Annotated in this window: 13 protein-coding genes; 10 read left to right on the forward strand and 3 right to left on the reverse strand. The window is 70.6% G+C overall.

Translation table 11 applies throughout. From position 1 onward, the window contains the following. The first annotated feature begins 31 nt into the window (after positions 1-31). The 9 genes from ABEA43_RS47045 to ABEA43_RS47085 all read left to right on the forward strand — a co-directional run bounded on the left by ABEA43_RS47045 (position 32) and on the right by ABEA43_RS47085 (position 9677). Positions 32-910, forward strand: a complete 879-nt coding sequence (locus tag ABEA43_RS47045) for a hypothetical protein (protein ID WP_345572597.1) — start codon at positions 32-34, stop codon at positions 908-910. Positions 911-1023: 113 nt separating this feature from the next. Beyond that, on the forward strand, positions 1024-1698 hold the full coding sequence (locus ABEA43_RS47050; RefSeq protein ID WP_345572598.1) for a GntR family transcriptional regulator: 675 nt from the start codon (positions 1024-1026) through the stop codon (positions 1696-1698). A 90-nt stretch (positions 1699-1788) separates the two neighbouring features. Then, positions 1789-3405, forward strand: a complete 1617-nt coding sequence (locus ABEA43_RS47055) for an ABC transporter substrate-binding protein (RefSeq protein ID WP_345572599.1) — start codon at positions 1789-1791, stop codon at positions 3403-3405. Next, positions 3405-4364, forward strand: a complete 960-nt coding sequence (locus ABEA43_RS47060; RefSeq protein WP_345572600.1) for an ABC transporter permease — start codon at positions 3405-3407, stop codon at positions 4362-4364. The genes ABEA43_RS47055 and ABEA43_RS47060 overlap by 1 nt, the downstream gene beginning before the upstream one ends. Beyond that, a complete protein-coding gene (locus ABEA43_RS47065; RefSeq protein ID WP_345572601.1) occupies positions 4357-5202 on the forward strand; it encodes an ABC transporter permease in 846 nt (281 codons plus the stop codon). The genes ABEA43_RS47060 and ABEA43_RS47065 overlap by 8 nt, the downstream gene beginning before the upstream one ends. Next, a complete protein-coding gene (locus ABEA43_RS47070; protein ID WP_345572602.1) occupies positions 5199-6164 on the forward strand; it encodes an ABC transporter ATP-binding protein in 966 nt (321 codons plus the stop codon). The genes ABEA43_RS47065 and ABEA43_RS47070 overlap by 4 nt, the downstream gene beginning before the upstream one ends. Continuing rightward, positions 6161-7126 carry an ABC transporter ATP-binding protein gene (locus ABEA43_RS47075; protein WP_345572603.1) on the forward strand — a complete coding sequence of 322 codons (966 nt, stop codon included), beginning with the start codon at positions 6161-6163 and terminating at the stop codon, positions 7124-7126. Before ABEA43_RS47070 ends, ABEA43_RS47075 begins: the two co-directional genes overlap by 4 nt. Before the next feature lie 53 nt (positions 7127-7179). Continuing rightward, entirely contained in the window at positions 7180-8934 is a 1755-nt protein-coding gene (locus ABEA43_RS47080; protein ID WP_345572640.1) for a gamma-glutamyltransferase family protein, read from the forward strand. After that, positions 8931-9677 carry a sulfite exporter TauE/SafE family protein gene (locus ABEA43_RS47085; RefSeq protein ID WP_345572604.1) on the forward strand — a complete coding sequence of 249 codons (747 nt, stop codon included), beginning with the start codon at positions 8931-8933 and terminating at the stop codon, positions 9675-9677. Before ABEA43_RS47080 ends, ABEA43_RS47085 begins: the two co-directional genes overlap by 4 nt. A 19-nt stretch (positions 9678-9696) precedes the next feature. Here ABEA43_RS47085 and ABEA43_RS47090 read toward each other — a convergent pair whose 3' ends face one another. The 3 genes from ABEA43_RS47090 to ABEA43_RS47100 form a co-directional block, all read right to left on the reverse strand. After that, positions 9697-10782 carry a carboxylate-amine ligase gene (locus ABEA43_RS47090; protein ID WP_345572605.1) on the reverse strand — a complete coding sequence of 362 codons (1086 nt, stop codon included), beginning with the start codon at positions 10780-10782 and terminating at the stop codon, positions 9697-9699. Between the two features lie 88 nt (positions 10783-10870). Beyond that, positions 10871-11509, reverse strand: coding sequence for a M15 family metallopeptidase (locus tag ABEA43_RS47095; protein ID WP_345572606.1), 639 nt, complete (start codon positions 11507-11509; stop codon positions 10871-10873). A 36-nt stretch (positions 11510-11545) separates the two neighbouring features. Then, complete coding sequence (locus ABEA43_RS47100; RefSeq protein WP_345572607.1) at positions 11546-12694, reverse strand: ROK family transcriptional regulator; 1149 nt, start codon at positions 12692-12694, stop codon at positions 11546-11548. A 137-nt stretch (positions 12695-12831) separates the two neighbouring features. Between ABEA43_RS47100 and ABEA43_RS47105 the strand changes: the two genes are divergently transcribed. Further along, the gene (locus ABEA43_RS47105; protein ID WP_345572608.1) at positions 12832-14157 is read left to right on the forward strand and encodes an extracellular solute-binding protein; all 1326 of its coding nucleotides are present in this window, start codon (positions 12832-12834) and stop codon (positions 14155-14157) included. The last annotated feature ends 1 nt before the right edge of the window (position 14158 follow it).

Consider the following 14158-nt stretch of genomic DNA (forward strand, 5'->3'; position numbering starts at 1 on the left):
CCCACGCGCCCGCTACTCAGAGAAGGCTCACTTGCCTATCGCGAAAAGACGCACCTGGGTCACCGTCATCTCGCTGGTTCTCGCACTGTCCGCCGTCATCGTGACGGTGCCGGCCAGTGCCTCATCCGCCAACATCCCCGACTACGACGTCGTCTTCGACACGAGCGGCAACACCTCCGGCAACAAGGGCGTGGACGTGACCTGCCCCACGGGCACGCGCGTGCTCGGCACGGGGGCTGAGATCATCGGCCCGAGCGGTGACGTCGTCATCGACGAGGTGGTGCCGACGACGTACGAGGTCAGCGCGTTCGGGATCGAGATCGGAGCGGGCACCTCGTCCCTCTGGATGATCAAAGTGTGGGCCGTCTGCGGCGACCCGGACGAGTCGACCAGGATCGTCAGCAGGACCGCGCCGCGCAACGGCCTGCTCCCGCTGACCGTCACCTGTGACGACGGCGAGTTCCTGCTCGGCAACGGCTACCGCATGGACGGGGCGGGCGGCAACGCCGTCGTCGACTACATCAAGCCGCAGCTCAACTCGGTTTCCGGCCACGCGTCGTGGATCTCCTCGGCGGCGGCGCCGTCCTGGACGCTCGAGATGTTCGCGATCTGCGCGGAAGACGCGCCACCGGGGCTGTGGATCTACAGCGACTCCACCGTGCACAGCCCGGCGCCCACCGCGCCCAGCAGGGAGCTCGACGTGTCCTGCGGCGCGCTCGGTGACAGGCAGGTGGTCCTGGGGACCGGGTTCGCCGTCGAGGACAACCTCGGGTCCATCCCGATCACCGACATCACCCTCGACTATCTGGTCCCGACCGGCGAAGAGGTCCAGGCCAAGGCGGCGGAAGTGGTGTCCGACACCAGGTACTGGAACCTCGTGGTCTACGCGATCTGCGCCTACGAGGACTGACACCGAGGAGATCAAGAACCCGGCCGCGGGCAGCGTGCGGACACCGCTGCCCGTGGCCGTCACAAGCTCCGGAATCCTGAGTTCCGGGCATCCTGTATACGATAAGTCCCCATATGACTGATCTGACGCTGGGCGCGGCCCACCGGACCTTGCGCGACGAGGTCACCAAAGAGCTGCGCCGCCGCATACTCTCCGGCGAGCTGGCCCAGGGCGAGCGGCTGGTCGAGGACCGGCTGGCCGCCTCGCTCGGCGTCTCGCGCAACCCCGTCCGCGAGTCCATCAGGGTGCTCGCCGCCGAGGGGTTCATCCAGGTGGTCCCCCGCCTCGGCGCGACCGTGGCCCTCCTGTCCGCCGAGGAGGGCGAAGAGCTCTTCGACGTGCGCATGGCCATCGAAGGGCTGGCGGCCCGGCTGGCCGCGCGCAAGCGCTCCCCCGACGCGGCCGAGCGGCTGCGCCGGCTGCTCGACCAGGCCAAGGAGGCCGTGGACGCCGGGCGGCTGGAGGAGGTGGCCGACCTCAACACGGCCTTCCACCTGGCCGTGGGCGAGGCCGCGGGCAACTCCTACCTCGCGCTGATGATGAAGCCGATGCTCCAGCGGGCGCAGTGGATCTTCAGCCAGACGGCGGCCGTACGCGGGCCGCACTCCTGGCAGGAGCACCTGAGCCTGTGCGAGGCCATCGCGGCGGGCGACGAGGACGAAGCCCAGGCCAGAGCCGTCGCGCACGTGGCGGCGGCCCGCCGGTCGTTCCTGACGGCGACCCGTAGGACAAAGCACCCAAACGATTAGGAAACACTCAGGTAACGACATACAGTTACGAAACACCACTGAAATGTCTTATCTTGTATACAGTCTCCTAAACATTTAAACGGAGGCCTCATGCGACCGTCCCCCAGGTTCGTCGCGGCGCTCGTCACTCTCCCCCTCGCCCTGGCGGCTTGCGGTGGTGGCGGTACGAGCAACACGCCCGCGGCACCTAGTTCCATAGCCAGCGCCTCGGCCGACAACCGGCCGGTCAAGGCCGGTGGCACGCTCAACATCGCGCTCAACGCCGACCCCGACGCGCTGGACCCGAGCATCTCGACCACGCTCGTGGGCCGCGAGGTGTTCGCGAACATGTGCGAGAAGCTCTACGACATCGATGACTCCTCCACCCTGGTCCCGCAGCTCGCGACGGCCCTTCCCGAGCTGTCCGGCGACGGCAAGGAAGTGACGATCAAGCTCCGCGAGGGCGTCAAGTTCAACGACGGCACGGCGTTCGACGCCGAGGCGGTCAAGAAGTCGCTGGACCGGCACCGCACCTGGGAGAAGTCCGCACGTCAGGCCGACCTGGCGGTGGTGTCCAAGGTCACGGTGGCCGACCCGACGACGGTGAAGCTGACGCTGACGCAGCCGTTCACGCCGCTGACCGCGCAGCTCGCCGACCGGGCCGGAATGATCATGTCGCCGAAGGCCCTCGACTCCGAGGGCGACAACTTCGGCGCGAGCCCGGTGTGCGTCGGGCCGTTCAAGTTCGGCAGCCGTACGTCCGGCAGCCAGATCACGCTGGAGAAGGCGGCCGACTACTACGACGCGGCCAAGGTCAAGCTCGACAAGCTTGTATACAAAATCATCGTCGACCCCAACGTGCGGGCCGCCAACCTGAAGTCCGGCGACGTGCAGGTGGCCGACCAGCTCGCCACCAACACGGTCAAGGGCGTGCAGTCCGACCCGAACCTCACCGTCGTGGCCGGTGGCGGTCTCGGCTACTACGGGTTCCAGATCAACATCGGCAACGCCAGCGGCTCCACCGAGAAGCCGGGCGCCGTGGACACGGCGCTGGGCAAGAGCCCGGAGCTCCGTGAGGCGTTCGAGCTGGCGCTCGACCGTGACGCGATCAACAAGACCGTGTACAACGGCCTGCACGAGGTCGACTGCTTCCCGGTCGCGCTGGACAGCCCGTACCGGCCGAAGGACCTGACGTGCGCCAAGCGTGACCTCGCCAAGGCCAAGCAGCTCGTCCAGGCCTCCGGCGTGCAGACGCCGATCGCGGTCACGATGGCCACCCCGAACGACGCCGTCAACCAGCGCCTGGCGCAGGTCATCCAGTCGATGACCAAGGAGGCCGGCTTCAACGTGACCGTGCAGACGGCCGAGTTCGTCAGCGTCCTGGAGCAGGGCAAGGCCGGCAAGTTCGACGTGCTGCTGAGCGGCTGGTCGGGCCGGGTGGACCCGGACGGCAACCTGACGAACCTGGTCACCACCCAGGGCAGCAACAACTACGCGGGCATGTCCGACCCCGGCATCGACGACCCGATCAAGCAGGCCGCCGCCGAGACGGACCCGGCCAAGCGCGCCGAGCTGTACGGGAGCGCCATGAAGAAGGCCGCCGAGCTCCGGGGCGTCGTGTACCTGTACCACAACAAGTACTACCTGGGCGCGCACAAGACCGTCGCCGGTGTCCAGTACTTCCAGGACGGCCTGCCGCGCTTCATCACCGCCGGGTTCGCCGCGTAATGCTGTGGTTCATCCTCCGGCGCTGCGGGTCAGCCGTCCTGGTGCTGTTCCTGTCCAGCGTCCTGATCTTCCTGGGCATCAGGGCGCTGCCGGGTGACCCGGCCACGGTCATGGCGGGCCAGGAGGCGTCGCCCGCCGCGATCGAGGCGATCAGGAAGGAGTTCGGTCTCGACAAGCCGCTGCCCGCGCAGTACGTGGACTACGTCGGCCAGACCCTCACCGGGAACTTCGGCCGCTCGACGCAGGACCAGATCCCCGTGGCCCAGATCCTCGCCGAACGGCTCCCGGTGACGCTGGAGCTGTCGGCGCTGGCCATGCTGGTCGCGATCGTCGTCGGCGTGGGCGCGGGCATCGTGGCGGCCGTCCGGCGCGGAAAGCTCGCCGACTACGTGGCCACCGGCTTCGGCCTGGCCGGGCTGTCGGTGCCGCACTTCTGGCTGGGCCTGCTGGGCATCCTGCTGTTCGCGGTCACCTGGCAGGTGCTGCCCGCCTCCGGGTACGTCCCCTTCACCGAGGATCCCGCCCAGAACCTCCAGCGGATGATCCTGCCGGCCCTCGTGCTCGGCACGGGCTTCGCGGCGATCCTGATGCGGCAGACCCGCTCGGCCATGCTGGGCGCGCTGTCCGCCGACTACGTCAGGACCGCCAGGTCCAAGGGCCTGTCCGAGATCAAGGTCGTGGGCGCGCACGCGCTGCGCAACAGCCTGACGACGGTGGTCACGGTGCTCGGCCTCCAGCTCGGCGCCCTCATCAGCGGCGCCGTGGTGACCGAGCAGATCTTCGTCATCCCCGGCTTCGGCAAGCTCACCGTGGACGCGGTCCTGACCAGGAACTACCCCGTCATCCAGGCGGTCGTGCTCGTCACGGTCCTCGGATACGTGCTGGTCAACCTGCTGGTCGACATCGCCTACGCCTTCCTGAACCCGCGGATCCGGCTTTCTGGAGGCGGCCATGACTGAGGTGATGCGGCGCACCAGACTGTGGCGGCGCTTCAAGCGGCGGCCGATGCCGATGGCCGGGCTGGTGCTGGTGGTCGCGTTCGTGCTGCTGGCGCTGGTCGGGCCGCTCGTGACGGGCGATCCGGCTGCGCAGGACTACATGGCCACGCTCGCGCCCCCGTCGGGCGCGCATCCGATGGGCACCGACGACCTGGGCAGGGACGCCCTCGCCAGGATCGCGCACGGCGCGCAGGTCTCGCTCCAGGCGGGCGTGCTGTCCACGCTGCTGGCGATGGTCATCGGCATCCCGATCGGGCTGGTCGCCGGGTTCTACCGGCGCTGGCTGGACCCGATCGTGATGCGCCTGGTGGACGTGACGCTGGCCTTCCCGTTCCTGGTGTTCGCGGTCGGCCTGGCGGCGATCATCGGGCCCTCGCTGAAGGGCGTGGTGCTGGCGCTGGGCTTCTCGCAGCTCCCCGCCATCATCCGGATCACCCGGGGCGAGGTCCTGGCGGTCAGGGAGATGGACTACGTGGCCGCGGCCATCGCCGACGGCGCGGGCGACGGTCACATCATCTTCCGGTACGTGCTGCCGAACTGCCTCAGCCCGCTCATCGTGCAGGCCACGGTCGCGATCCCGGCGGCCATCATCGGCGAGTCCACGCTGTCGTTCCTGGGCCTGGGCGTGCAGCCGCCGACCCCGTCGTGGGGCGTGATGCTGACGACCGCGCAGCAGTACCTGAGCGACGCGCCCTGGCTGGCCATCTGGCCGGGACTGATGATCGCGCTGGCCACGCTCGGCTTCAACCTGCTCGGTGACGGCCTGCGCGACGTTCTCGACCCGAGGAGCAGCCGATGAGCCTGCTGGAGATCACCGACCTGACCGTCGGCTTCGACACCGAGGACGGCCTCGTGCAGGCGGTCAGGGACATCTCGCTCACGCTGGACGAGGGCGAGATCCTGGCGCTGTGCGGCGAATCGGGCTGCGGCAAGTCGGTCACCGCGATGTCGGTGCCGCGGCTGCTGCCGGCCGAGACGACCCGGCTGACCGGCTCGATCACGCTGGACGGCCGCGAGCTGACCACGCTGCCCGAATCCGACATGCGGCGCGTACGCGGCAAGGACGTCTCCGTCGTCTTCCAGGAGCCGATGACGTCACTGAACCCGTCGTTCACCGTCGGATACCAGATCGCCGAGGTGCTGCGCAGGCACGAGCGCCTCTCCCGCCAGGCGGCCGGCCGGCGGGCCGTGGAGCTGCTGGAGCTGGTCGGCATCCCGGCGCCGCAACGCAGGATGAAGGAGTACCCGCACCAGCTCTCCGGCGGCATGCGCCAGCGCGTGATGATCGCGATCGCGGTGGCCTGCTCGCCCCGGGTGCTGATCGCCGACGAGCCCACCACGGCGCTCGACGTGACGATCCAGGCGGGCGTGCTGGACGTGTTCCGTGACCTGCGCGACCGGCTCGGCACCGCGGTCATCCTGATCACGCACGACCTGGGCGTGGTGGCCGACATCGCCGACCGGGCCGTGGTCATGTACGCCGGCCGCGCCGTCGAGCAGGCCACGGTGAGCGAGCTGTTCGCCGCGCCGCGCCATCCGTACACGCTGGGCCTGATGAAGGCCCTGCCCTCCGCGGCCGTGAACGGCCGCCTGGCCGAGATCCCCGGCATGGTGCCCTCACCGATGTCGGACCCGGACGAGTGCGCCTTCCAGGCCCGCTGCCCGTACGCCCAGGACGACTGCCGCAGCCGGCGGCCCCAGCTCGAACGGCAGGCGCCCGGCCATCTGGCCGCCTGCTACCACCCGGGAGGCACCCAGTGATCCTGCGGATCGACAACCTGGTCAAGCACTACGGCCCGGTACGCGCCGTGGACGGCCTGTCGCTGGAGATCGGCCAGGGCGAGGTGCTCGGCCTGGTCGGCGAGTCGGGCAGCGGCAAGTCCACCGTCGGCAAGTGCGTGCTGCGCCTGACCGAGCCCACGGCCGGGGCCATCGAGCTCGGCGGCCGCGACATCACCCACCTGTCGCGGCGGGCCATGCGCCCGCTGCGCAGGGACGTCCACATGGTCTTCCAGGATCCCTACTCCTCGCTCAACCCGCGCTTCACGATCGCGCAGATCGTCGGCGAGCCGCTCCTGCGGCACAAGGTGAACGACCGGCGCGAGACGGCCCTGCGCGTGGCGGGCATGCTGGAGAAGGTCGGGCTGCGCCAGGAGATGGGCAAGCGCTACCCGCACGAGCTGTCCGGCGGGCAGCGGCAGCGGGTGGGGCTGGCCAGGGCGCTGATCCTGGAGCCCAAGCTGGTCGTGGCCGACGAGCCGGTGTCGGCGCTCGACGTGTCCGTGCAGGCGTCGGTGCTCAACCTGATCACCGATCTGCAGCGCGACATGGGGTTCTCGTGCCTGTTCATCACGCATGACCTGTCGGTCGTGGAGTTCCTGGCCGACCGGATCGCGGTCATGTACCTCGGGCGGATCGTGGAGTCGGGCCCGACGGCCGAGATCTTCGCCGCGCCGCGGCATCCGTACACGCAGGCCCTGCTGTCGGCGGCGCCGGTGGCCGATCCGGTCAGGCAGCGCGAGCGGCGCAGGATCGTGCTCGGCGGCGACGTGCCGAGCCCGGTCGATCCGCCCGCCGGGTGCCGGTTCCACACGCGGTGCCCGCTGGCGTACGACGCCTGCCGTACCGACGAGCCCCTCTTGCACGATCCGCGTGGCGGCGCCCATCCGGCGGCCTGCCACCTGGTAACGGCGGACCGCGTCCCCGACGCGGCCGCACATTGATCGAAGGAGACAGTTTGTTCACCACCAGGCCCGAGCTGACCGGCGACTTCGGCATGGTCGCCAGCACGCACTGGCTGGCCTCGGCCACCGGCATGGGCGTACTCGAACGCGGCGGCAACGCTTTCGACGCGGCGGTGGCCGCCGGGTTCGTGCTGCAGATCGCCGAGCCGCACCTGAACGGCCCCGGCGGCGAGGTGCCGATCCTGTTGTGGAGCGAGGCCGACCAGAAGGTGTCGGTGGTGTGCGGTCAGGGCGTGGCCCCCGCGGCGGCCACCATCGAGCGCTACACCGAGCTCGGCCTGGACGTCGTGCCCGGCACCGGGCTGCTGGCGGCGACCGTGCCGGGGGCGTTCGGCGGGTGGATGCTCATGCTGGAGCGCTGGGGCACCTGGTCGCTGGCCGACGTGCTGGCGCCGGCGATCCACTACGCCGAGCACGGCGTGCCGGTGCTGGACCGGATCGCGGCCACGATCGAGTCGGTCGAAGGATTGTTCAACGATGACTGGCCCACGTCGGCGGCGACGTGGCTGCCCGGCGGGAACGTTCCCGCGCCCGGGTCGAAGCTGGCCAACCCGGTGCTGGCCGCCACCTACCGGCGGCTGGTCGCGGAGGCCACCGCGGCGTCGAGCACGCGTGAAGGCCAGCTCAACGCCGCCCGCAAGGCCTGGTACGAGGGCTTCGTCGCGGAGGCGGTGGCGGACTTCAGCGCCAAGACGGCCTGGCGCGACAGCTCGGGCGAGGTGCACGGCGGCCTGCTGACCGGCGACGACCTGGCCGGCTGGTCGGCCACGGTCGAGGAGCCGCTGACCTACGACTACCACGGGCACACCGTGTGCAAGACGGGCGCGTGGGGCCAGGGACCGGTGTTCCTGCAGCAGCTCGCCCTGCTGTCCGGGTTCGACCTGGACGCGATGGGTTACCTGAGCGCCGACTACGTGCACACGGTGGCGGAGGCCGCCAAGCTGGCCTTCGCCGACCGGGAGGCCTGGTACGGCGACACCGATGTGCCCATGTCCGACCTGCTCAGCGAGGCGTACAACGCGGAGCGGCGCCGGCTGATCGGCGCCGGGGCCAGCCTGGAGCTGCGCCCCGGAGCCCCCGGCGGCCGGGCGCCCAGGCTGCCCGACTTCCCGAAGCCCGGCACGGCGAGCAACGCCCCCGGCGTCTCGGGAGCCCGCTCGCCGCAGGGCGTCGGCGAGCCCACCGTGGCCCGCAACGGCGCGGTGAAGGGCGACACCTGCCATGTGGACGTCGTGGACCGCTTCGGCAACATGGTCTCGGCCACCCCCAGCGGTGGCTGGCTGCAGAGCTCGCCCACCATCCCCGAGCTGGGCTTCTGCCTCGGCACCCGGGCGCAGATGTTCTGGCTGCAGGACGGGCTGCCCGCCTCCCTGCGGCCGGGGACGCGCCCGCGCACCACGCTGTCGCCGTCGTTCGCGCTCAGGGAGGGCCGGCCGTGGCTGGCGTTCGGCACCCCGGGCGGCGACCAGCAGGACCAGTGGAGCCTGAACTTCTTCCTCTCCGTCGTCCACGGCAAGCTGAACCTCCAGGAGGCCGTGGACGCCCCCATGTTCCACTCCGAGCACTTCCCCAGCTCGTTCTTCCCGCGCGGCTCCCGGCCCGGCGTCCTGCACGCCGAGAACCGCGTGGAGGCGGGCGTGCTGGCCGAGCTGCGGCGGCGCGGGCATGAGGTCGAGGAGCAGGGACCCTGGTCGCTCGGCAGGCTGAGCGCGGTGGCCCGTGACGGCGACTTCCTCAAGGCCGCCGCCAACCCGCGTGGCGCTCAGGGCTACGCCGCCGGCCGATGAGCCCCGCCGACCTGCTCTTCCTGGTCGGGGCCGGTCTGCTGGCCGGGGTGGTGAACGCCCTGGCCGGCGGCGGCACGCTCATCTCCTTCCCGGCCCTGCTGGCATTGGGCTATCCGAGCCTGACCGCCTCCGTGACGAACGCGGTGGCGCTGTGGCCCGGCTATCTCGGCGGCGTGCTCGGCTACCGGGCCGAGCTGCGCGGCCAGCGGCGCCGGGCGACGACGCTGTCGGTCACGGCGGTGCTGGGCGCCTGCGCGGGCAGCGCGTTGCTGCTGCTGACGCCGAGCCGGTTCTTCGAGTCGCTGGTGCCGTGGCTGGTGGCCTTCGCCAGCCTGGCGCTGCTGGCCCAGCCCTGGCTGCGCAAGCTGTTCGGGGGTGAGGAGGGCGAGGCGCCGAGCCGGCTCGTGTACGCCGGGGTCTTCCTCGGCGGCTGTTACGGCGCCTACTTCAACGGCGGCATGGGCGTGGTGCTGCTGACCGTGCTCGGCATGTTCCTGCACGACAGCCTGCATCGGGTCAACGCCGTGCGCGCCATGTTGTCGCTGGTCATCAGCACGGTGTCCGTGGTGGCGTTCTCGCTGTTCGGGGCCGTGCAGTGGCAGGCGGTGGCGGTGATCGCGCCGGCCAGCCTGGCGGGTGGCTTCCTCGGCACCCGGCTGGCCCGGCTGATGTCGGCCAAGGTCCTGCGCGGCGTGGTCGTCGCGTTCGGCCTCGGCGTCGCGGTGGCGCTCGCCCTGCACTAGGTGTACCAGGGCGAGCGCGTCAGGCGACGGTGGCCTCGATGAGGTCGTCCACCACCTCGGCCAGGTCGTTCTCCCGCGCGTGCACCCGGCGCTGGCGCGTGGCTCCCGAGCCCGTGCGCAGCAGCCGGTCCAGCCCCTCCTGGGTGAACGACAGGTCGCCGGCCTCGGCCAGCGCCGGGCGTACGTGCTCCAGGAGACGGCCGGCCATCACCGCGGCGGGCACGAGCGCGCCGTGCCGCACGTCCAGGCTGTCGCCCTGCAGCCCGTCGCGGGCCGCCCGCCAGTAGGCGGCCCGCAGCACCTCCGACGGTACGGGCAGCCCCCGGTCGCCGCTCTTCACGGCGGCCAGCGCGGTCACCACCAGCCCGCGGATGAGCCCGATCAGGGTGAGACTGTCGCTCACGTCGAGCGGCACGTCGGCCACCCTGATCTCCACGGTGGGCAGCCGGGGCGACGGGCGGGCGTCCCAGAACACGGTCTTCGGGTCCATCAGCACCCCCGACTCCGTCAGCGTGCGCAGGGCCAGCTCGTAGTCGCCGAACGACGAGAAGTAGGGGGGCGCGCCCGACACCGGCCAGCGTCCCCAGCTGATCACCCGCCAGGACGCGTAACCGGTGTCGCGCCCCACGAAGAACGGCGAGTTGGCGGCCAGCGCGATCAGCGTCGGCAGCCAGGGGCGCAGATGGTTGCCGACATAGACGGCGTGCTCCTCGTCGGGCACGTCCACGTGCACGTGCAGGGCGCAGATGCTGATCTCGTCCTGCAACGCGCGGTAGAGCTGGTTGCCCTGCTGGTAGCGGTCGTCCTCGGTGAGCGGCGGCGGCACGACGTTCCCCAGCACGGGGATGCCGCTGGCGACGACGGCCAGTCCGCACGACCGGGCGGCGGCCGCCACCTCCTTTCGCGCGGCCCGCAGTTGCGAGCCCAGCTCGCTGAGGTCGGCGGAGGGCGGCGTGCGGGCCTCCACCTGGAATCGGGTGATTTCATGCACCACGTCCAGCACGTCCGTTGCCGCGGCCAGGACTTCGGCCGCTCGGGGAGCCACATGACGGGTGCGGGGATCGACGACGAGGTATTCCTCTTCGATCCCGATCAACGGAACCATGCACACACCTCGCTGGGGAGTCCAAAAGTCTCCAAACGAGGTTGTGCCCGTACCACACCCGGTGGAAAACCCCTCCGACAAGCGGTTGTCAGGCGGGGAAGGCGACAGGTCCGTACCGGGCGGCGGCCGATCGCGTGACCATGGCCCAGTAGCGGTCGCCGTACGACCAGTGCCACCACTCGGTGGGGTAGTTGACCAGGCCTGCGGGCTCCAGGGCGGCGGCGAGGAGCTTGCGGTGCGCGCGGGCGTCGGAGGAGATGCCGGGGGCGGCCGTGTAGCAGGCGCCGTCGCTCTGCTCCGGGTTGTCGTTGACCTGGGTGCCCATGTCGTATTCCACGCCGTCGGGGTCGCACAGGGTGAGGTCGACGGCCGCGCCGGCGGTGTGCGGGGCGACCTCGACCGGGGAGACGTACCGGCTGGCCGCGACATACGACTCTTCGGGCGACATTTCAGGGAATGTGGTGTGGAGCTCCGCCCGGTACGCGTCGAAGATCCGGCGCTGCGTCGCGATGGGGCGATAGCCCTCGACGATCAGCAGGTGATAGCCGCCGGGCAGCCGGCGCTCCGCGCGCTCCAGCCGGTCGAGCAGGCCGGAGCGCAGGTGGGCGTACGCGCCCGCGTCGTCGGCCAGCCGCGTGTCCACGCGCAGCCGCCCGCGCACGTCGGCCAGCGGCTCACCGCTCTCCATCACCGGGATCCCGGTTACCAGGGGGTCCGAGATGAGCACGACATCATTCGGGGACTGCCACATGGGCAGAAATTCTCACACAGTGTCGGAGAAAACCTGTTCCCGGGCCTGGTCGAGCGCCGCGACGAGCGCGCCGCGCAGCACCGGGTTGCCCGCCACCTTGGTGGTGACCACCGCGGGCCGGCTCGGGCACACGCGGGCCACCGCCTCCTGGACCTTGGCCGCCAGCCGCGCGCCCCCGGCCCTGCCGATCTCGCCGCTGAGCACGATCAGCCCGGGGTCGAGCACGACGGTCACGGCCGCCGCGCCCACGGCCAGCCGGCCCGCCACCTCGTCCAGATAGCCCTCGTCGCCCCCGCGCACGAGGTCAGGAACGGTGTTGCCGAGCACGCCGTGCGCCTCGGCCAGGCCGCGCAGCGCGGCGTGGCCCACCAGGCGCTGGAAGGAGCCCGACTGCGGCTGCGAGACGTCGGCGGGCAGCGGCTCGCCCGGCACCGGCAGCCAGCCGATCTCGCCCGCTCCCCCGGTGATGCCCCGGTGCAGCTTGCCGCCCAGCATGACGCCCAGGCCCTGACCGACGCCCGCCCAGATCACCACGAAGTCCTCGTAGCCGACGGCCGCGCCGTACCTGTGCTCGGCGAGCGCGACCAGGTTGACGTCGTTCTCTATCGTCACCGAGGTGCCGAGCGTCGCGCGCAGGCTGGCCAGCACGCCGATGTGCCAGTCCGGCAGGTCGTACGACCAGCGCACGTCCCCGCTGACCGGGTCGACCACGCCCCTGGTCCCGATGACGAACGCGCGCAGCCGCGCCAGGCTGATGTTCGCCGTGTCGCAGGCGCGCCGCAGTGCCGCGTGTACCGCCTTGACCGGATCACGGCTGTCTGAGGGGTTGAGGGTGATCTCGACCACGATCCGCCCTGTGATGTCCGCCACACCCACTTTGAGGCTGTCGGGCAGGACTTCGAGTCCGGCGACGTACGCGCTCGACGGAACCACTGCGTACAGGGCGGCGTGCGGGCCCCTGCCCCCCGCGCGCTCTCCCGCGACCTCCACGAGCCCTCGCTCCTCCAGGCGAGCCAGGAGCTGACCTGCGGTTACCTTGGAGAGCCCGGTCCGCTCGCCAAGCTCGGCACGGGTGAGGGGACCGTCCCCGAGGAGCAGTTCGAGCGCCGCACGGTCGTTCAACCGGCGGAGCAACCGGGGTGTTCCCGGGTCTCGGCTCATCGACGTGCCCCCTCTCGTCACGATCGGCTAACGAGCGTTTCTTTTAAGAAAGTTTCTTGTTAGTTTAGCAGCATCGTTCGGCATTGACGATCAGCCTGGTGCGGACAGTAGGCCAGCACCCGGGAAGGGAGAACCCTGTGAGGATCGCGAAGATCACGGCCACTACGGTCACCACGGCCGCGCTGGCCCTGGGCCTGGCCGCCTGCGGGTCAAGTGAAACGCCCCCCACGTCCTCACCCAGCGCCGCCGCCAGCGCGAGCGGCCCCAAGTACGCGGGCAAGACGCTGACCTTCTGGCGTCTGGGCGACAGCAACCCTGACGCCAAGAAGTACACCGACGAGCTGGTCGCCGAGTTCGAGAAGCAGACCGGCGCCAAGGTGACCGTCGAGTGGATTCCGTGGCCGCAGGTCAACGACAAGTTCACGGCCGCCGCGGCGGGCGGCTCCGGCCCCGACGTGACCGAGATCGGCAACGACCAGGTGCCGCTCTGGCAGAGCCAGGAGGCCCTGGAGCCGATCACCGACATCGTCGCAGCCGGTGACCAGGCGCAGATCCCCAAGAACCTGATGGGTCTGGAGACCATCGACGGCGAGACCTACGCCGTTCCGTGGGGCGGCGGCAGCCGGGCGGTCCTCTACCGGACCGACTGGTTCAAGGAGCTCAAGATCGAGGTGCCCAAGACCTGGGACGAGCTCATGGCCGCGGCCAAGAAGATCCAGGCCGAGAAGGGCAAGGACGTCGACGGGTTCGCCTTCAACGGCGGCTCCGACGCCAACCACCTGCTCGGCGCCCTCGCCTGGACCGCCGGCGGCGACTACGCCGTCAAGGAGGGCGAGAAGTGGGTCGGCAAGCTGACGGACCCGGCGTTCAAGGCCGGCTTCGCCCAGTACACCGCCCTGGTCACCGACGGCCTGTCCAGCAAGGCGCGGCTGAACCAGAACACCACGGAGATCCGTACGCGCTTCTCCAACAACAAGGTCGGCATGTACCTCACCGCCTCGTGGGACCTCGCGACCATCGAGGAGGAGAGCAAGGGCAAGATCAAGGGTGACAAGCTCGCCTTCTTCCCGCTTCCCTCCAAGGACGGCGGCGAGGCGCAGTCGTTCCTCGGCGGCAACGACATCGCCGTCTGGGGCACCGCCAAGGAGAAGGACGCCGCCAAGGAGTTCGTGAAGCTCGCCTCCGGCAAGCAGTGGGGCGTCAAGTACGCCACCGACGGCGGCCTGCTCCCGGTCTACCCGGAGGCCCTCGCCGCGCTGTCCAGCGACCCGGCACAGGCGCCGTTCGCGGCCGCCTTCGCCAAGGCCAAGGCCTTCCCGGCCGACCCGCAGTGGACCGAGGCCAACGAGACCAAGGCGGTGCTGCAGAACGCGGCCCGCAAGGTCATCGAGGGCAAGGCGTCCGCGGATGAGGCGCTGGCCGCGGCGAACAAGGAACTCGAAGACATCCTCAACGCGTCCTGAG

It is taken from the genome of Nonomuraea rosea (assembly GCF_039539705.1).
GTDB classification, from domain to species: Bacteria; Actinomycetota; Actinomycetes; order Streptosporangiales; family Streptosporangiaceae; genus Nonomuraea; species Nonomuraea rosea.